Annotated in this window: 12 protein-coding genes; 7 read left to right on the top strand and 5 right to left on the bottom strand. The window is 64.7% G+C overall.

Features of this window, described 5'->3' with window-relative positions; translation table 11 throughout:
• Positions 1-4: 4 nt before the first annotated feature.
• The 5 genes from ADAD_RS0102225 to ADAD_RS0102205 all read right to left on the bottom strand — a co-directional run bounded on the left by ADAD_RS0102225 (position 5) and on the right by ADAD_RS0102205 (position 4,290).
• The gene (locus ADAD_RS0102225; RefSeq protein ID WP_029139842.1) at positions 5-1,174 is read right to left on the bottom strand and encodes a thiolase C-terminal domain-containing protein; all 1,170 of its coding nucleotides are present in this window, start codon (positions 1,172-1,174) and stop codon (positions 5-7) included.
• 5 nt (positions 1,175-1,179) lie between these two features.
• Positions 1,180-2,073, bottom strand: coding sequence for an SDR family NAD(P)-dependent oxidoreductase (locus tag ADAD_RS15395; protein WP_033193086.1), 894 nt, complete (start codon positions 2,071-2,073; stop codon positions 1,180-1,182).
• Positions 2,074-2,133: 60 nt separating this feature from the next.
• Positions 2,134-2,910, bottom strand: a complete 777-nt coding sequence (locus tag ADAD_RS15390) for an enoyl-CoA hydratase/isomerase family protein (protein ID WP_010408719.1) — start codon at positions 2,908-2,910, stop codon at positions 2,134-2,136.
• A 115-nt stretch (positions 2,911-3,025) separates the two neighbouring features.
• Entirely contained in the window at positions 3,026-3,820 is a 795-nt protein-coding gene (locus tag ADAD_RS0102210) for a CoA-transferase (protein ID WP_029139841.1), read from the bottom strand.
• A gap of 41 nt (positions 3,821-3,861) precedes the next feature.
• Entirely contained in the window at positions 3,862-4,290 is a 429-nt protein-coding gene (locus tag ADAD_RS0102205; protein WP_010408716.1) for a nuclear transport factor 2 family protein, read from the bottom strand.
• Between the two features lie 434 nt (positions 4,291-4,724).
• Here ADAD_RS0102205 and ADAD_RS0102200 point away from each other — a divergent pair, with 434 nt between their 5' ends.
• From ADAD_RS0102200 to putA, 7 genes are all read left to right on the top strand, one after another.
• The gene (locus ADAD_RS0102200) at positions 4,725-5,954 is read left to right on the top strand and encodes a metal-dependent hydrolase family protein (protein ID WP_010408714.1); all 1,230 of its coding nucleotides are present in this window, start codon (positions 4,725-4,727) and stop codon (positions 5,952-5,954) included.
• A gap of 101 nt (positions 5,955-6,055) precedes the next feature.
• Complete coding sequence (locus ADAD_RS0102195; RefSeq protein ID WP_010408712.1) at positions 6,056-8,740, top strand: LuxR C-terminal-related transcriptional regulator; 2,685 nt, start codon at positions 6,056-6,058, stop codon at positions 8,738-8,740.
• Positions 8,741-8,910: 170 nt separating this feature from the next.
• On the top strand, positions 8,911-11,163 hold the full coding sequence (locus ADAD_RS0102190) for a TonB-dependent receptor (protein WP_010408710.1): 2,253 nt from the start codon (positions 8,911-8,913) through the stop codon (positions 11,161-11,163).
• A gap of 74 nt (positions 11,164-11,237) precedes the next feature.
• Positions 11,238-11,747 (top strand): peptidylprolyl isomerase, encoded by a 510-nt coding sequence (locus ADAD_RS0102185; RefSeq protein ID WP_029139839.1) that lies wholly within the window; start codon positions 11,238-11,240, stop codon positions 11,745-11,747.
• Between the two features lie 42 nt (positions 11,748-11,789).
• Positions 11,790-13,811, top strand: coding sequence for a hydantoinase/oxoprolinase family protein (locus tag ADAD_RS0102180; protein WP_010408707.1), 2,022 nt, complete (start codon positions 11,790-11,792; stop codon positions 13,809-13,811).
• Positions 13,808-15,454: a hydantoinase B/oxoprolinase family protein gene (locus ADAD_RS0102175; protein WP_010408706.1), complete on the top strand. Its 1,647-nt coding sequence runs from the start codon at positions 13,808-13,810 to the stop codon at positions 15,452-15,454. Before ADAD_RS0102180 ends, ADAD_RS0102175 begins: the two co-directional genes overlap by 4 nt.
• Positions 15,455-15,549: 95 nt before the next feature.
• The gene (gene putA / locus ADAD_RS0102170) at positions 15,550-19,131 is read left to right on the top strand and encodes a bifunctional proline dehydrogenase/L-glutamate gamma-semialdehyde dehydrogenase PutA (protein ID WP_010408705.1); all 3,582 of its coding nucleotides are present in this window, start codon (positions 15,550-15,552) and stop codon (positions 19,129-19,131) included.
• Positions 19,132-19,227: the final 96 nt, after the last annotated feature.

Genomic DNA, 19,227 nt, shown 5'->3' with positions numbered 1-19,227 from the left:
TGCATCACCTCCCCAGGATCAGCGCGCTGGTGGGGCCGGGAACGGCACTGGCGACGAGAGTGGTCTCGGCATCCTCGACCTGCGCGGTCGAAGTGCCGCGCATCTGCTTCACGCCTTCGACGATGTGGGTGAACCCGTGGATATAGGCCTCGCCCAGATGGCCGCCGTGGGTGTTGACCGGCAGCTCCCCGCCGATCTCGATCCGCCCGCCTTCCACGAAGCTGCCGCCCTCGCCCTTTTTGCAGAAGCCGTAGTCCTCCAGCATCGTCAGGACGGTGTAGGTGTAGCAGTCGTAGATCTGCGCGACGTCGATATCCTGCGGGGTGAGCCCCGCCATCGCGTAGAGCCGGGGCGCGATATGCGCAGCCTCGCTCTCGGTGATGGTCGGCTTGAAGGGCGACAGCTCCCACAACAGCCCCGGATGCGAGCCGAGAGACTGTGCGGCGGCCATGATCTTCGCCGGTTTCTGCCGCAGGTCCCTCGCCCGCTCGGTCGTGGTGACGATCATCGCGCAGGCACCGTCATTATTGGAAATGAGGCCGTCCAGTTCGCGCAGCGGCTGCGTGATGAAGGGCGAGTTCTGGTGGTCTTCCAGCGTGATCGGCTCGGACCTGATCGAGGCCGGGTTCATCGAGGCATGCTTGCGCATCGCGACCGCGATCGCGCCCAACTGCGCGCTGGTCGTGCCGTATTCGTGCATGTGCCGGCGGCAATTCATCGCGAAGGTATCGACCATCGCCGACCAGCCGAACGGGCGCAGGAATTCGCCGACGCCCGAAGCCTTGGCCCACAGCGTCGACTGGTTGTGCTTGGCCCCCACGGTGAAGTCGTATGGGGTGAAAGCCCGGAAGCAGACCACGGTATGGGCCATGCCGCTCGCCACGGCCATCGCCGCGTGGGCGACTGTTGCGCAGGCCGCTCCACCCAGTCCCGTCACCTCGGATGTGTAGCTGACGTTCGACAAGCCCAGGTTGGAGGCGATGAACTGCTCAGAACCCGACGCATCGATCGAGGAAGATACGATCCCGTCGATATCCTTCGGCTCCAGTCCCGCGTCATCGACCGCCTTGCGGATCGCTTCCAGCGCGAGGAGCAGCGGATCGCGACCCGAGTTGACGAGGTAATCGGTCTCCCCGATCCCGACGATCGAACACACGTTGCTCAGCGAACCCATCGCGCTCACCTCTCCTGCGCCGGGGCCGGGTTCCGGATCCCGGCGGCGAGCGTTTCGGGGAACAGCCGGGCGAGCTCGTCCACCGTCCAGCGGCCATCCTTGCTGATCGTGTGTTCAGGCTTCGGCTCGGAAAACAGCGCGATCGTGCCCCCGCTGGCGAGGAAGACGCGCCCGTTGATGTCCTTCGCCTCGTCCGTCGCAAGGTAGGCGACCAGCGGGCTGACATCTTCGGGCTGCAGCTTGGCCAGCGTATCCGACAGGCCTTCACGCTCGGCGCTCTGGTCGAAGGCGAGGCCTGCCGTCATCCGGGTCGACGCGCGCGGGGCGATGCAGTTGCAGGTGACGCCGTACTTGCCCAGATCGCGGGCGACCACGCGGGTCAGCCCGACGATGCCCGCCTTGGCCGCGCCGTAGTTCGACACGGCGGCTTCGCCCAGCCACGCCTCGGAGGCAGTGTTGATGATCCGCCCCCCGCGCTGCTCGCGGAACAGGCCCGCGACCGCGCGGATGCAGTTGAAGTGACCGTAGAGGTGCACCTTCACGACCGCGTCCCAATCCTCGAACGGCATGTTGAAGATCATCTTGGGGCGATAATTCCCGGCATTGTTGACCAAGATATCGACCCGCCCGAACGCCTCCAGCGCCGTCTCGACGATCCCCTGCGCGCCGTCGGGCTCCACCACGTTGCCGAAATTGGCTGCCGCTTCGCCGCCCTGCGCCTCGATCTCGGCGACGACTTCCGCTGCCGGGCTGGTCGAGACGCCCTCCCCGTCCAGCTCACCGCCGTAATCGTTGACCACCACCTTGGCGCCCTGCGCGGCCAGCGCCAGCGCATGCGCGCGTCCGATGCCCCTGCCCGCGCCGGTGACGATTGCGACCTTGCCGCTCAACCGTTGCATTGCCTTCACTCTCCCGTTTGTCTCTATCGCCCCGAGCTTCCCTGCCCCTGGGGCGCGACGCTATTGCGCCTTCGAAGCCGCCTCGGACCGCGCCTGGCCGACCGCTTCGTCCATCTTGAAACCGCTCGCCATCTGGGCTTCCATCCCGCGGCGGCACTCGGCCTCTTCGAGGCACCACGCGCCGTAGAGATCGGTCCGCCAGTTGCGGTTGAGCAGTTCCTTCATCTTGCGCAGGATCGGCTGGTTCTGCTTGAGCATCCGGCCCGCCATGGCGCGTGCCCCCTCGAGCAGCTCGGCGGAAGGGAACACCTCGATCACCAGCCCCAGCCGCTTGGCTTCGTGGGCATCGATGAACTGGCTCGTGAAGATCAGGTACTTGGCCTGCATCAGGCCGATCAGCCGGGGCATCCGCGCGGTCGCACCGCCACCGCTCACGTTGATGCGCGCGTGGGTGTCGCCGAACACCGCCTTGTCCGACGCGACCAGAATGTCGCATGACAGCGCGAACTCAAGCCCGCCGGTGATGCAATAGCCATCGGTGATCGCGCCGATCGTCGGCTTTGCGAAGTCCTCCAGCTTGTCGAGCACGCGCTTGGTCGAGGTAAGATCGGTCTTGCCCGCCTCGAAATCGCGCAGGTCCATCCCCGCGCAAAAGCCCTTCTCACCGGCGGCGGTCAGGATCAGGACGTCGATCTCGTCATCGCGCTCGACCTTCGTCAGCGCCGCTTCCAGCTCGCCGAGCAGCGCGGCGCTAAGGCTGTTGAGCGCAGCGGGCCGGTTGAGCGTGATCGTGGCGATACGATCCGACGTCTCTAGGATGATGTTGCTGAATTCCACGGGCCTCTCCCCCCTTCGCATTCTTCTTATGGCTCGCGGTATGTCAGCACCCGCGCCGCCCCCGATGGTCCGCACAGACAAGAAAAATAGTCACCTTCGGACCGGGCTCTCCGGCCTAGTTCCGCAGCCTCCCCGCAATGTCGACGCGCTCACGCAGCAGGTGCAGTTCGTCCGCTGTCGGCACGGGCGTGGTCTCGACGGCCTCGGGAATAATCACCTCGAATCCGGTGTTCGCGACGACATCGTCCTTCGACACGCCCGGGTGGAGATGCTTGAGGCGCAGCGCCTTGGTCTGCTCTTCGAAGTCCATCACGCATAGCGGGGTGATGACGTATTTCGGGCCGCCCCCGGGCAGGCCCAGATTGCTGCGCGCATCTGCTCCGCCCTCGCCCCAGCCGAAGGCAGAGATGTAGTCGCATTTCTCGACGAAAATGCGCTTCGAATGGGCGTTGGTGTAGATGTAATAGCGGCCCGCCTGCGTCGCCATCGAGGTCGAGCCGAGCGAGCCCGGCCCGCGAAAATCGAGGTGTTTCGGGTCGCTTCCGGTGCCGATCAGGTTGGTGTTGCCGAACCTGTCGATCTGCAGCCCGCCGACGAAGAACGCGGTCGAATGCTTGGCCGGAAAGTCGAAGCATTCGTGGTGCAGGTAGTACCCTTCGGCGAAGCGGTGGAAGCGCCAGTCCATCGCGGAATCGAAATCCTCCATCCGGTCCGCCTGGCTGACGTTGACGGCGGACATTGTCGTCTGGATCTTGAGGTTCGGCGCGTGCATCAGGTTGGCGAGGAAAACCCCGGCGCGGATCTCCGGGATGCCCGCGGGGAAGGACACCGCATCGTCATCCGCAATCTCGCCGCAGATGAAAGCGGCGAGCAGTTCCTTGATCGCGTATTCTCCGGGCTGCTGGTTCATCGTCGTTCCTTCATTCGCGATTGGCATGGCTCGTGGCAGGCTCAGTGCCCCGCTGGCGGCGCGGCACCGTCGAGCCCGCGCATCCACACGATCCGGCGGTCCCTGAATTTCCACGCGCCCTCGCGCTTCTCCAGCACGTCGACATACATCGCGCGGTTGCGGATCGGCTTGCCGCTGCGCTTCGCGTGGCCATCGGCATCGGCGTAGGACTTCGAAGTCGCGGTCTCGCCGTCGATCTCGATATGCGGGATGTGGAGCAAGTGGCGGAGCCCTTCGATGGGTTCGCGCATATCCTTCGCCCAGGCTTCGAAGCAGGCCAGGATTGCGTCCTTGCCTTCATATTCCCCGCCGAACTCCAGTCGGGCATCGTCCCAAAACAGCTCCGCGATTGCGGCGGGTTCCGCCGTGTCGACGAGGATACAGTACTTGGCGAGATGGCCCTGAATGGCCACGTGATCCGAATAATCCATGCGACTCCCCCGGCGCCTCCCGTTGATCGGAAGCCTTACCTGCGATCACCTCGCCGATGCGCTGCGATCGACGAGGTGATCCCTTACCGCTGGGATAGCCGCGGCTGCCCGCTGGCGGATTGTCCGCGCGAGAAAGTGTTTTGGGCATTTCGGTTCAAGAACCGGTGCCCCCGCTATTCAGTTTCAGCGAACGGGAGACAGTGGTTCTTGCTGTATTTGCCCTGTTTTCGCGGTCGGTCGAGTTTGGCGCATGCCTCAAACCAAGGATGTGCGGGCATATGGTTGCCGCTCGATCCGTCGCCTGCTGCCGAGCGGTCGCCATTGGCGGGAGGCGGACCCGGCAATCAAGGCCACCCGAATGGATAGCTACCAGATCACTGCATGCCGTGCATGATACTGATTCTACGGGAATGGCAGATGGGACAAGTGCGAAGATGGGCGAACTGACAATCGAGAATGTGCGGATCGTTGCGCCGGATAAGGGGACCGCTTCCGAGCCTGTCGATATCGCGATTCTCGGGAATCAAATCGCCGAAATCGGCACCAGCCTTGGCGCCGAGGACGGCCAGAGGATCCAAGGCGGCGGCCGCTTCCTGCTGCCGGGGCTGATTGATTGCCACGTCCACCCATTCCTTGCCGATGCCAATCTGGCGCGCCTCAACGAAGTGCCCCCCACTCTGATGAGCGCGAGGGCGGGCCGCATTCTGGAGGGCATGCTGCAACGCGGCTTTACAACCGTGCGAGATGCTGCCGGGGCCGACTGGGGTATCAAACGGGCGGTCGAGGATGGACTGATTGCAGGTCCTCGGCTGTTCATCGCAGGCAGAGCCCTCAGCCAGACCGGCGGCCATGGCGATTTTCGCGCGCTGACCGACGATCGCGACGTCTGCCATTGCCAGCACGCCCTGGCCTTCACCTCGCGCATTGCCGACGGGATCGACGATGTGCGCCGGGCCGTGCGCGAAGAGCTGCGCCGGGGGGCGGACCAGATCAAGATCATGGTCTCGGGCGGGGTCTCCTCGCCACACGATCCGCTCGACAAGAACCAGTACAGCCCGTCGGAAATCGCGGTGATCGTGGAGGAGGCGCAGCGGCGCGGCACCTATGTCATGGCCCATGCCTATACCGCCGATGCGATCCGGGTGGCGCTCGAATGCGGGGTTCGCTCGATCGAGCACGGCAATATGATCGACGAGGAAACCGCCGCTTTGGCCGCGAGCAAGGGGGCCTATCTCGTCCCCACGCTGAGCACCTACGACGTGCTGAGCGATACCGCCGAGGAAAGCGGTTGGAGCGGCGAGATGCTGGAAAAGCTGGCGCGGGTGCGCGAGGCGGGGCTGAATTCGATCAGGATTTGCCGCGCGGCCGGGGTGAAGATCGGCTTTGGCACCGATCTGCTCGGCGACAGCTTCGATCACCAGTCGCGTGAGTTCGCGATCCGCGCTCAGGCCGAAAGCCCCGCGCAGATCCTCGATTCCGCGACCCGCGTGAACGCCGAGATCCTGCAACAGTCAGGCAGGTTGGGCGTGATCGCCAAGGGGGCTATCGCCGACATGATCCTGCTCGACCGCAACCCGCTCGAGGATCTTGGCGTCCTTCAGGAGCAGGGCGCGCACATGCCGCTGATCGTGAAGGATGGCAGCGTCTTCAAGAACCGCCTGTGAACGCCCCGCCGCGCATCCCCGCAGGCCGCAACGGTGCCCCGCTGGCACCCTCGGCGCCGTCACGCTATGCCAGTGGGTCGACGGAAGGGTGGCGACAGGAAATGGCGGACGAAGAGGATTTTGGCGGGGATGAAAGCTGGATCGTGGCCAGCAAGTTCATGCCCAGCAGGCCGAACGTCAGCCTCGTCGACCGGACGCGTCTGGTTGAACGTCTTGAAGCAGGCGTGGCGACCAAGGCGGTATTTCTGGTTGCGCCTGCGGGGTTCGGCAAGTCGTCGCTGCTGTACCAGTGGTACGCGTCAAAGGATGCCTCGGGCGATATTTATGGATGGCTGAGTCTTGATGAATCCGACGTCGCGCCCGAACAGTTCCTGTCTTATGTGACGCTCGCACTGGCGGCCGCCGGCGCGGATCTCGACCAGTTCGAGGCGGCTGCGCGCAACGGCTTTTCAGACTCGCGCCCGAAGGTTGTTCTCAGCAGTCTGATGCGCCGCATCGCCGCCTTGGCCCATAAGTGCGTGCTGATCCTCGATGACATGCACCTCGCGGCTTCTCCGGAAACCGATGCGCTGCTTGAGCAGATGATCCGCGAAGCGCCGGAGAACTTTTCTCTCGTACTCAACAGCCGCGTGCCTCCGGCGATCGACGTGGCAAGCTTCGTCGCGGCGGGCGATGCGATTCAGATCGGCGCGGAGCAGCTTCGCTTGACCCAAGAGGAATCATGGGCCGCGCTGGGAAGCGAAATCCCCGAAAGCCTCGCGCTGGAGATCTTCGAGCTGACCGAGGGATGGCCGGTTGCAGTCCAGCTTGCGCGTGTGAAGAAGCAGGCCCAGCCCAATGTCGCGCTTAAGCCTCAGGTGTCTTCCGGCCTGATCGCCTCGTATCTGACGCGGCAGGTGCTCAACTCGCTGGAGGATGATGTTCGCGAGTTCCTGCTCGAAATGAGCGTGCTCGAACAGTTCAACGCGCCGCTGGCCGATGCCGTGCGCGGCACCCGCAACAGCCTGGCGATGCTGCGCGAGCTGGACACGATCAACGCGCTGCTGGTCCCCACCGGAGCGCGCGGCGGCTGGATCCGGTTGCACCATCTGATTGCCGAGTACCTGCGCGAGACGCTGTTCGCCGAAGCCCCCGACCGGGCGATCGAAATCTATCAGGCGGCGAGCCGCTGGTTCGAAAGCGAAGGGCAGCTGATCCCTGCGGTGCGTTATGCGCGGCTGGCCGAAGACAATGCGCTGGTCGAGCGGCTGATACTCGATGCTGGCGGGTGGTCGATCATCCTGACCGAGGGCATCAACGTGATGCGCACGCTGCTACGACTGGTGCCCGAAATGCAGTTCTCGGGCAGCCCGCGGCTGATGCTGGCGAAGGCCTATCTGCTGTGCAAGGACGGCAAGTATCAGGAGGCGCGCGGCCTGCTCGACGCCTCGCAGGCCTTGCGTTCGACCGGCGGGGAAGAGCTGTACCAGCGCGACCGCCGCCTGGTTGGCGCGATGCTGGGGGCTTACGAAGACACCCGCGAATGGACGCTGGAAACGGCGCGGCGCGACATGCCGGGCCAGCTCGACGAGTGGACCCCGTTGGAAGCCGGAACCTTGCTGTGCGAGGCGGTGATTGCGCTGTTCTCCACCGGCGAGCTGGACCGGGCGGAAGTCAATCTCGAACTTGCCTTTCGCGAGATGCGGCAGAGTGGTTCGGTCCTGGGCCTCAATTACTGCTACCTCCATGCGGCAACGCTGGCTCTTTACCGGGGCAAGTTCGATCTGGCGAAAGCCAACACCACACAGGCGCTGGAGCTGGCCGAAAACAATTTCGGATCGGATAGCGGCCTCAAGCGCATGGCGCAGGTGATGGAGTTCGCGATCCGGACATGGAGCGGGGAAACCGATCAGAGCGATATCGACGCTTTCTCGCAAGCGCTTGCGCATATCGAGAACAACGACGGGTGGTGCGAGATCTATCTGGTCGGTCTGGACGCGGCTTTTGCTGCAAGCGAGCAGCATGGCGATCTGGCAACTGCTGCGGAGATCTGCGACCGGATGCTGCGCCTTGCCCAGCGTCGCAACCTGACGCGGCTGGAACGGCAGGCAAAAATCCTGAAGCTGCGCGCGGCCTATCTGCGCGGCCATGCCCAAGAGGTGACGCGGCTGGCAGGCGAGGTGTCGGAATGGGTCTCCTCGCATGATCTCAAGACGGCGGCGCGCGACTGGCAGAACCATCTCATGGCGACCAGCAACCTCGCGATCGCGCGGGCGATGTCGCTGTCCGTTGCGGCGAGCGCGGTGCGCCGGGCGATCGCCGATGCGCAGGAGCGCGGAGCGCGTCTGTTCGCCATCCGCGTGCTGGTGGCAGAGGCACTGCTGCTGTGGCAGCTCGACAAGCAGGACAACTCGGTCGCAAGGCTGCGAGAGGCGCTGGTGATCGCCGCACCCGAGCGGGCGTTCGGCCCGTTCATCGGGCTGGAGCCGATCACGGCGATCCTTGCTGGGGTGAAGTCCGATCTCAGCCTCAATCAGGAAAGCATCCTCCTGCTGAACTTCGTCTCGCAGGTGACCAAGCATCGCCGTGCGGTGCGCCCGCTGTCGGACAACAGTCTGCTGAGCGCGCGCGAACAGGAAATTCTCGAACAGCTGGCCTCTGGCAGGGCCAACAAGGAAATCGCTCGCCGCTTCGAACTGACCGAAAATACGGTAAAGTTCCACCTCAAGAACATCTACGCCAAGCTGGGCGTGAACAGCCGCACGCAGGCGATTGCAAAGGCCCGCGATTCCCAGCTGATCGAGTAATCGCCAGGGCCCCCACCCGATCGGGTGGGAGTGTGACGCGCGCCTACTCTTCTCCATCCCAGGCCTACCCGTCGCGACCAGAGCATCTGCGATCGACGTCGATATAGTCGGAAGTCCAATCGGATCGGGTATCATCGGAGGGAAACGTGAGCACCATCCTGCGAACAGCTTTGACAACAACCATACTGAGCCTGGGCGGCGTCCTGCTTGTCGCCCCTGCAAGCGCGCAGGAGAGTGCGCAGGAGAGTGCGCCCCCGGCAAGCGAGGCCGATAGCGAAGGTTCCGTAATCATCGTCACCGCGCGCGGTCGCGAAGAGACACTGCTCGACGTGCCCGTCTCGGTGACGACCTACGATTCGGCGGCGATCGAGGATGCCAATATTTCGCGCACCGACGATTTCATCGCACTGACGCCGGGTGTCACCTTCTCGAACGCGCAGGATGCGGGCACCAACTTCATCTCCATTCGCGGCCTGTCGCAGACGCGCAATGGCGAACCGCCCGTGGCCGTGGTCGTCGACGATGTGCTGCAGGTGAACTCACGCAGCTTCGACCAGCCGCTGTTCGACCTCGATAGCATCGAAGTGCTGCGCGGTCCGCAAGGCGCGCTTTACGGCCGCAACGCGACCGGCGGCGCGATCATCATCAACACCAAGATGCCGACCAATGATTTCGAAGGCTATGTCAGCCTGGGTGGCGGCACCGGCGGAGAATATGGTGGCGAGGTTTCGGTTTCGGGGCCGATCGCAAAGGACGCGGTGCTGTTCCGCCTGTCCGGCAGCTATACCAATCGCGACGGCTATTTCGACAACCTGTTTCTCGGCGAGAAGGTCGACGGGCTGGAAGACATCGCCCTACGCGGTCACCTGCGGTTCCTGCCCGCCGATGCGGTGACGATCGATCTGCGCGGTTCGCTCGTCCGGACAGAGGCCGGGGCGCTCAATTACACCTACCAGCCGGCGATCATCGATCCGGCCACGGGCTTGCCGACCGCATTCGATTTCACGATCAACGACGCGGATCTGGTGGACCGCGATTTCTACGCGAACAACCTGGGTCTCGATGATCGCGATATCGACCAGGTATCGCTGCGGGTGGCGATCGATCTGGGGTTCGGCGAACTCAAGTCGATCTCCGCCTATGATCGCATCACGCAGAGCACCGGGAGCGACCAGTTCCCCTACACTGCGGCGAGTAGCATTACTCCGTCGCCGGCGTTTCCGTTCTACGACGCGACCCAGTCGCAGTTCTTCGATGTGGAAACGTTCAGCCAGGAGGTCCGGCTGACCTCGAACTCGAGCCAGTCCTTCCGCTGGATGGTCGGCGGCTACTATCTCGACACCAGCCGCTTCACCTCGTCCTCGATCATGAGCGATCTGGAACAGGGGATCATCCGCATCCGGCGTGCTCCGGTGACCAATCCGTCCAACCCGCTGACCAGCTTCATTGCCGACGATAACGACAATCAGGCCTGGGCGGTGTTCTTCAACGCGGCTTACGACCTTACCGACAGCTTCGAGATTTCGGTGGCCGGTCGTTACGACAAGGACGAGCGCACGCAATACGTCGATCCCGCGCAAGGGCTGTATGACGGGGCGGGCAATGTGACGGGTCCGATCGGCCAGCCGGGCGCCGTCAACAAGGCGACGTTCGACATGTTCCAGCCCAAGGTGACGCTGCGCTACCAGCCCACCGACACGGCGACGGTCTATGCTTCTTGGGGCAAGGGTTTCCGCAGCGGGCAGTTCAATCCCAACGGCGTCGGTGCGATTGCCGCCGGTGCAGGGGTAAACGGCGTGTCCGACGTCCTGCCGCAGGAAGAGACCGAGACGCTGGAAGCCGGTTTCCGGGCCCAGCTGGCGCCGCGCACCAGCGTGAGCGGCGCGGTCTACAAGACCGATCTCAGCAATGCGCCCTACTTCGTGTTCATTGGCGCGGTCAGCGCGCAGGTGCTGGTGCCGATCGACCAGATCGACATCTTCGGGGTCGAACTGGAAGGCTCGGCCGAGATCGCCGACGGGCTGACGGCCTATCTCGGGGTCAGTTTCACCGATGCCGAGATCAAGGAATACGCCGTCGATCCCGCGCTGGTGGGCAATGAGGCCCCCTACATCGCCAGCAACACGATCAACGCAGGCTTTCAGTATCGTACCGACATTTCGAACACGCTGGGCTTCTTCGTTCGTGGTGACTTCGAAAATCGCGGGCGCCAGTTCTGGGATCCGGAGAACAGCACCGCGCGATCTGCGATCCAGCTGGTCAATGCCCGCGTGGGGATCGAGGATCTGGATGGCCGCTGGAGCTTCACGCTCTCGGGCAGCAACATCTTCGATGAGGTCTACAACGCGGAGTTCGTGACCGGCGGCTATGCCTATGCGGCCCAGCCGGACGTGTTCCGGGCCGACCTTCGGTTCAACTTCTGATGGTCCCGGTGGCGGGGCAGTGCCGGTCTGACGATCGGTGTGGCCCCGCCATGGGGCCGACCCAGGAGGAGGCGATGGCAAGCTACCGCTTCATCAGCGCGCTCGGTTCTTTCGGCATCACGCTGGCCCCCGAGGCTGCACCTGCGACCTGCGCCTATTTCACGCGCCAGTTCGCGCAGCCGCAATTCGTCGATGCGAGCGTGTTTCGCATCGTCACCCCGACGAATTCATCGGTGGGCGAAGGAGTCCCGATCGAGGTCATCCAGGTTGGTCTGGACCACCACGACCGACCGCTGGACCGCATTGCGCATGAAGGCACGGACACCAGCGGACTGAAGCACGAGCAGTGGGCGGTTTCCGCAGCCCGCTTCGGGAAAGGCGAAGTCTATCCCAGCTGCTTCATCTGCATGCGCGACGAACCGGAACTGGATCACGGCGGCACCCGGCAACCGGATGGCGAGGGCTTCGCCGTCTTCGGACGGGTCACGTCGGGCTTCGACACCCTCAGGCGCATCTACGAACGCGCCGAAGACACGGATTACCTGAGCGAGCCGATCACGCTCACGGTCGTCCACGACTGTTAGAAAAATCGGGCGTGCAGGCGCCCAGAGAGTGGAACTGAAACAATGGCTAAATTCAAGGTTTCTGCCGATATTGGCGGCACGTTCACCGATATCGTGGTCGAGGACGATGCGGGCGAAGTGCGCATCGGCAAGGTCCCGACGACGAAGGAGAACCCGGCGCTGGGCGTGCTGCAGGGCATCGGCCAGCTGGTCGGCGACCCGTCCGAGATCGACTTCTTCGTGCATGGCACCACGGTCGGCCTCAACGCCTTCCTCGAGCGGCGCGGTGCCAAGACGATGCTGGTGATGACCGGCGGCATCAGCGACACCTACACCATCGCCCGTGGCCATCGCGAAGAGCTGTACAAGCTGCACTATCGCAAGCCCGAACAACTGGTCCCGCGGCGCAATGTCCACGAGGTGCGAGAGCGGCTCGCCTGGGACGGTTCGGTCATCACCGAGCTGGCCGAGGAAGACTTCGCCCCGATCATCGAAAAGGCGAAGGCAGAGGGCTTTCAGGCCATCGCGGTGTGCCTGCTGCACGCCTATACCAACCCCGCGCACGAATTGCGGGCGCGCGAGGTCCTGAAGGCGGCCCTGCCCGATGTCTCGGTTTCGCTGTCGCACCAGGTGGCGCCCGAATGGCGCGAGGTCGAACGTGCCTCTTCTACCGTGATGGACGCCTATGTCGCGCCGGTGGTGGAACTCTATCTCAATACGCTCAAGGCGGAACTGGCCAAGTCGGGGATGGAAAAGACCGTCCACGTAATGGGATCGAGCGGCGGCGTAATGACCGACCGCCTCGCCAAGGAGCGGCCGATTGCCACGCTTATGTCCGGCCCCGTGGGCGGCAGCATCGGCGGCTGCGAGCTGGCGCGGCGGACGGGTCTGGAAAATCTGCTGTGCGTCGACATGGGGGGCACCTCGTTCGATCTCAGCCTCGTGATCGACGGCCAGCCGGAAATGACCTCGGAGACGGTGCTGGAAGGCCTGCCGCTGCTGATGTCGATCGTCAGCATCGACACCGTGGGCGCCGGCGGCGGTTCGATTGCCTGGGTCGAGGCCGGCGGTCTGCGCGTGGGGCCGCAAAGCGCCGGGTCCTATCCCGGCCCGGTCAGCTATTCGCGCGGCGGCACCGAGCCGACCGTGACCGATGCCAACCTGTTCCTCGGCCGTCTGGGCGATGATTCGCTGCTCGATGGCAAGATGAAGCTCGACAGCGAAGCAACGCGCAAAGCGATGGAGCGACTGGGCAGGCAGATCGGGCTTTCGGACCGCGAGCTGGCCGAAGGCATCCTTGCGATCAGCAATGCCAAGATGGCCGATGCCATGCGCACCATCACCGTCGGCCAAGGCATCGACCCGCGCGAGTTCACCCTCGTCGCCTTCGGCGGGGCGGGCCCGATGCACGCGGTCGAACTGGCGCGCGAGCTGGACATGACGCAGGTCCTCATCCCGCGTTTTCCCGGCACCTTCTCCGCCTGGGGAATGTTGCAGAGCGATATCCGCCACGATCTTGTCGCCAGCCACATCGGCGTGATGAGCGCCGTCGACGAGAAGGAGCTGGAGGCTTCCTTCGCCGATCTGGAGCAACAGGGCCGCGAGAGGCTGCGTGAAGAGAACGTGGCAGAGGGCGCGATGGCTTTCGCCCGCGCTGTGGACCTGCGTTACGAAGGACAGGAATATTCGATCGCCGTGCCCCTCGAAGACGGGGACACCCTGGCCGACATGCTCGACCGTTTCCATGCGCTTTACGAGCGGCGCTATGGCCACTCGCAGCCGGAATCGGAAACCGAGATCATCAGCCTGCGGCTGGCGGCCACCGGCCAGTTTGAGCATGGCGGCGAGGAGGCCAGCTTCACGCCCGAGGAAGGCGAACCGCAGGTCGGCACGCGCGATGTCATCTTCGACGGGGAAACCCACAGCACGCCGATCCTGAAGCGCGCGCGGCTCGTGCCCGGCAAGCCGATGGCCAGCCCGGCAATCATTGAAGAGGAGAGCGCCACCACCGTCGTGCCTCCCGGCTACACCATCACCATCGACACCTTCGGGAACATGCTCGTCGCGGCAGGAGAAAGCGCATGACCACCAGCAATCCCCATTCCAACCCGGTCACCACCGAGATCATCCGCAATGCCTTCAACGCCATCGCGGAAGACATGAACGCCTCGCTGATCCGCAGCGCCTTCACGCCGATCATCTACGAAGGCAAGGACTGCGCGGTCGGCCTGCTCGACGAGAACGGCGACGTGCTCGGCCAGTCGCTGGGGCTGCCGCTGTTCCTCGGCAATCTGTCGCTGTGCGTGCAGATCGTCGCCGAGATGAAGGGCTGGGACTATTACGAGGAGGGCGACGTAATCCTCCTCAACGATTCCTATATCGCGGGCACACACCTGAACGACATCACCGTGATCATGCCGATCTTCTGGGAGGGCAAGCGGATCGGTTTCGCCACCTCGCGCGCACACTGGCTGGATGTGGGGGCCAAGGATGCAGGCTCTCCCACCGATGCCCGCGAGATCTATCAGGAAGGCATGCGCTGGCCGCCGACCAAGGTCTATCGCAAGGGCGTGCCGCAGGACGACATCCTTGCCTTCATGCGCGCCAACAGCCGCTTCGGCGACGCCCTGATCGGCGACCTGCACGCGCAGATCGCGGCCGGACGCACCGGCGAGATGCGGATGCGCGCGCTGATCGACCGGTTCGGCTACGAGACGGTGCAGGCGGCGCGCGACGACATCTTCGCCCAGTCGGCCGAGCTGGAACGCCAGGCGATCCTCGCCATCCCCGACGGCGAATACACCGCCGAGGGCGCGCTCGATAATGATGGCATCTCGACCGATCCGGTGCCCGTGAAGCTGACCGTGCGCGTGAGCGGCGAGACCATGGAAATGGACCTGACCGGCTCGTCCAAGCAGACCGTCGGCGGGGTGAACTGCGGGTTCACCCAGACGGTCTCGGCCCTGCGCGTGGCATTCAAGCTGCTGATCAACCCGGAGCGCCCCGTGGACGGCGGCACCTTCCGGGCGCTGAACATCGTCGCCCCGGAAGGAACGATCTTTCACGCGGCGGCTCCGGCGGCGTGCTCTTGGTACTTCTCCTCGCTGGGCATGCTGATCGACATGGTGGTGAAGGCGCTGGCACCGGCGCTGCCGCAGCGCGCCGCCGCAGCGCACTACGGCGATTCGATGGTCACCATCTTCAGCGGCACCGACGCGCGCAACGACGATGCCTTCTTCGTTGCGGTGGAGGCGAACTGCGGCGGCTGGGGCGCATGGAACGGCGGCGACGGGCAGGACTGCCTGATCAACAACGTCAACGGCAGCTTCCGCGACTATCCCATCGAGGTGTTCGAACACCGCTATCCCATGCGGATCACCAAGTACGGTATCCGCCAGGACAGCGGCGGCGAAGGCGAGTTCCGCGGCGGCAACGGCAGCTACCGCGAATACGAGCTGGACGGCGACACCACGCTGTCGCTTTGGTTCGAACGCTCGCTCACACGGCCATGGGGCCTCTCGGGCGGATCGGAAGGGCTTGGCCCCCAGGTCGAGATCGTTGCCCCCGATGGCACGGTGCGTGACGACCTGCTCAAGACCAGCACCCTGCCGCTCAAGGCGGGCAGCGTGGTGCGCGTGGCGACCGGCGGCGGGGGCGGCTTCGGCGACCCAGCACAGCGCAGCGCCGAACGACGCCAGCGCGATCTTGAAAACGGTTACGTGAGCTAGCCGCTCTCCTTCAACCCTCAACAAACCAGAACCGACCCATGCCCGCCGTGCAACCGGCGGGCATGGACGGCTGCGCCTGCCCGGAGTTTGCAGTCATGGGAAAGATGTTCGAACTCGGCCCGAGCCCGGCTTTCGCCCGCTTTGCGCCGCCGGTTGCCATGCCGACGCCGCTGCGTAGCGCGATCACCAATGCCTATCGTCTGGCGGAGCCTGAGGCCGTCGCACCGCTGATCGAAGCAGCGCGGCTGACCCCGCCCCAAAGCGCGGCGGTCGCCGGGATTGCAGGCAATATCGTCGGCAAGCTGCGGCGCACCGGCCAGCCCGGCGGCGTCGACGGGCTGATGAAGGAATATTCGCTCTCCACGCAGGAAGGCGTGGCGCTGATGTGCCTTGCCGAGGCGCTGCTGCGCATCCCCGACAGCGCCACGCGCGACCGGCTGATCCGCGACAAGATCGCGCATGGCAAGTGGCGCGATCACTTGGGCGATGGGCGCTCCATCTTCGTCAACGCCGCGACCTGGGGGCTGGTCGTATCAGGCTCCTTCGTAGCTCCCCTGCGCGAACGTGGCCTGTCGGCGTCGCTTGCCGGCCTGATCAAGCGCGCCGGCGAGCCGGTGATCCGCAGCGCGGTGAACATGGCGATGGAAATGATGGGCGATCAGTTCGTCACCGGAGAGACCATCGGCAAGGCGCTGCAACGGGCCAGGAAGCAGGAAAAGCGCGGCTTCACCTACAGCTACGACATGCTCGGCGAAGCGGCGATGACGATGCGCGATGCCGATCGCTATTATGCCGACTACGAGCGCGCGATCCATGCCATCGGCAAGGCATCCTCGGGGCGCGGCGTCTATGCCGGGCCGGGAATCTCGATCAAGCTATCCGCGCTGCATCCCCGTTATGCCCGCGCGCAGGCGGACCGGGTGATGGGCGAACTGCTGCCCAGGGTGCGCGCTCTGGCCCTGCTGGCCTGCGACTACGACATCGGGTTCAACATCGACGCCGAAGAATCCGACCGGCTGGAGCTGTCGCTCGATATCCTCGAAGCGCTGGCGCTCGATCCGGCGCTGGCCGGATGGCACGGGCTGGGCTTCGTGGTGCAGGCCTATGGCAAGCGCTGCCCCCATGTGATCGACTGGATCGTCGATCTGGCGGAGCGTTCGGACCACCGGATCATGGTGCGGCTGGTCAAAGGCGCCTACTGGGACAGCGAGATCAAGCGCGCGCAGGTCGATGGGCTGGCGGATTTCCCGGTCTTCACGCGCAAGGTCCACACCGATGTGAGCTACATCGCCTGCGCGCGCAAGCTGCTGGCCGCGCGCCAGCACGTGTTCCCGCAGTTCGCCACCCACAACGCCCAGACGCTGGCCACGATCTACCATCTGGCAGGCGATGATTTCGCGGTGGGAGACTACGAGTTCCAGTGCCTCCACGGCATGGGTGAGAAGCTCTATGGCGAAGTGGTCGGCCCCAACCGGCTCGACCGTCCGTGCCGCATCTATGCCCCGGTCGGCTCGCGCGAAACGCTGCTCGCCTATCTGGTGCGACGCTTGCTGGAAAACGGCGCGAACTCGTCTTTCGTGAACCGTATATGGGACAAGGATCTCTCGATCGACCAGCTGGTTACCGATCCTGTGGTAGAGGCCGAAGCCATCGAACCTGTGGGATCGAGCCATCCGGTGATTGATCTTCCGCCCGATCTCTACCCCGACCGCCGCAATTCGCGCGGGCTCGATCTTAGCGACGAAACGGTGCTGGCACAGCTTGGCGAGGCTCTGTGCGAAAGCGCGGTCACGGACTGGCAGGCCGCGCCGCTCATCCCCGGCATTGAGGGTGCCCGGCAGGCCGAGCCGGTGTGCAACCCTGCGCGCAGGGACGACATCGTGGGGCATGTTCGCAACGCGCTTCCCGGCGATGTGCAGATCGCGGCGCGCAACGCATCGGATGCCTTTCCCGCCTGGGCCGCGAGCCCGGTGGCCGATCGGGCCGCGTGCCTCGATCGCGCGGCCGATCTGCTCGACGAGCGGATGGAGGCGTTGCTGGGCCTGATCATGCGCGAGGCGGGCAAGTCTGCCCCAAACGCCATTGCCGAGGTTCGCGAGGCGGTCGATTTCCTGCGCTACTATGCCAACGAGGCGCGGGGCGGTCTGGCCGGGGCGCAAGCGGTGGGGCCGATGGTCTGCATCAGCCCGTGGAACTTCCCGCTTGCCATCTTCGTCGGGCAGGTCGCTGCGGCGCTGGTGGCGGGGAACACGGTGCTGGCCAAGCCAGCCGAGGAAACCCCGCTGATCGCCGCACAGGCGGTGCAGATCCTGCATGAGGCCGGCGTACCGCTTGCGGTGCTGCAACTGGTGACCGGCGCTGGCGAGATCGGTGCAGCGCTCGTCGCTGCTCCTCAGACCTGCGGCGTCATCTTCACCGGATCGACTCAGGTGGCCAAGCTGATCCAGCGGCAACTGGCGCAGCGCACCCTGCCCGATGGCGCACCGATCCCGCTGATTGCCGAGACGGGCGGGCAGAATGCGATGGTGGTCGATTCCTCCGCCCTGCCCGAACAGGTCGTGCGGGACGTGATCGCCAGCGCCTTCGACAGCGCGGGCCAGCGCTGCTCGGCCCTGCGCATCCTGTGCGTGCAGGATGACATCGCCGACCAACTCCTGACCATGCTGCGCGGCGCGCTGGCAGAATTGCAGGTGGGGGCGACCGACCGGCTGTGCGTCGATGTCGGCCCTGTCATCTCGGATGAAGCGCAGGCCGGGATCGTCGCCCATATCGAGGCCATGCGGGCCAAGGGGCTCCGCGTCGAACAGCTGACGCTCGACGGCGCTACCGAGCACGGATCGTTCGTGCCGCCCACGATCATCGAGATCGATAGGATCGACCAACTGGGTCCCGAAGTTTTCGGCCCGGTCCTGCATGTGGTGCGCTTCGCCCGCCGCGATCTGGGCAGGCTGATGCAGCAGATCTCCGCCACCGGTTATGGTCTGACGTTCGGGATTCACAGCCGCATCGACGAGACCATTGCGGAGGTGGTCGCCGGGGCCGAGGCGGGAAATATCTACATCAACCGCAACATCATCGGCGCTATCGTGGGCGTTCAGCCATTCGGCGGCCGCGGCCTCTCGGGCACGGGCCCCAAGGCGGGCGGTCCGCTCTATCTGTCGCGGTTGGTGAAGCCGGACTGCGGAAACTCAGCCAGGATCGACGATCCGGGCGATACGCGGAGCTTGGGGGCCATGACCGGGCTTCCGGGCCCCGTCGGCGAACGCAACCTTTACAGCGTCAGGCCGCGCGGGCGCGTGCTCCTGCTCGCCAGGACGGCGGCTGGTCTCGAGGAGCAGCTGGGGCTGATAAGCGCGACGGGGAATATTCCCGTCCTCCCCGACGAACCTGCCACGCGCGAACTGTTTGCAGCTGTTGGGCCAGAACTGACCAGCGGGCTTTCCTGGGCCCCAAACTGGGAGACAGCGTGTGACTTTGCCCACGTGCTGATCGAAGACAATGGCGATGACATCTGCCCGGTTCTGAAGGCGATTGCCGCCGGTGACGGTCCGATCCCCATCGTACAACTTGGCGGTAGAGGCGCCGGCTACATGGCGGCCTGGATGCTGGAAGAAGTGGTTGTTTCGATCGATACCACCGCCGCTGGCGGCAATGCGAGCCTGATGGCTGTGGCTTGATAGGGATTGGAGCGGCTTCCCATTCGATTCGTCGCTGACCCAGACACGGTGGCGACCAGAAGATGCTGACCGCTCAAAGGTACTTTGGAATCGATT

The organism is Citromicrobium sp. JLT1363 (genome assembly GCF_000186705.1).
Taxonomy (GTDB): domain Bacteria; phylum Pseudomonadota; class Alphaproteobacteria; order Sphingomonadales; family Sphingomonadaceae; genus Alteriqipengyuania.
The sequence above is the reverse complement of the archived record's forward strand: the minus strand, read 5'-3'. Positions and strand labels throughout refer to the sequence as shown.

Excerpts from the sequence above, each read along its gene's own strand:
- ADAD_RS0102180 (WP_010408707.1), top strand. The coding sequence starts at position 11,790 with ATGGCTAAATTCAAGGTTTCTGCCGATATTGGCGGCACGTTCACCGAT.
- ADAD_RS0102195 (WP_010408712.1), top strand. The coding sequence starts at position 6,056 with ATGGCGGACGAAGAGGATTTTGGCGGGGATGAAAGCTGGATCGTGGCC.
- ADAD_RS0102225 (WP_029139842.1), bottom strand. The coding sequence starts at position 1,174 with ATGGGTTCGCTGAGCAACGTGTGTTCGATCGTCGGGATCGGGGAGACC.
- ADAD_RS0102200 (WP_010408714.1), top strand. The coding sequence starts at position 4,725 with ATGGGCGAACTGACAATCGAGAATGTGCGGATCGTTGCGCCGGATAAG.
- putA (WP_010408705.1), top strand. The coding sequence starts at position 15,550 with ATGGGAAAGATGTTCGAACTCGGCCCGAGCCCGGCTTTCGCCCGCTTT.
- ADAD_RS0102210 (WP_029139841.1), bottom strand. The coding sequence starts at position 3,820 with ATGAACCAGCAGCCCGGAGAATACGCGATCAAGGAACTGCTCGCCGCT.
- ADAD_RS0102205 (WP_010408716.1), bottom strand. The coding sequence starts at position 4,290 with ATGGATTATTCGGATCACGTGGCCATTCAGGGCCATCTCGCCAAGTAC.
- ADAD_RS0102185 (WP_029139839.1), top strand. The coding sequence starts at position 11,238 with ATGGCAAGCTACCGCTTCATCAGCGCGCTCGGTTCTTTCGGCATCACG.
- ADAD_RS15395 (WP_033193086.1), bottom strand. The coding sequence starts at position 2,073 with ATGCAACGGTTGAGCGGCAAGGTCGCAATCGTCACCGGCGCGGGCAGG.
- ADAD_RS0102175 (WP_010408706.1), top strand. The coding sequence starts at position 13,808 with ATGACCACCAGCAATCCCCATTCCAACCCGGTCACCACCGAGATCATC.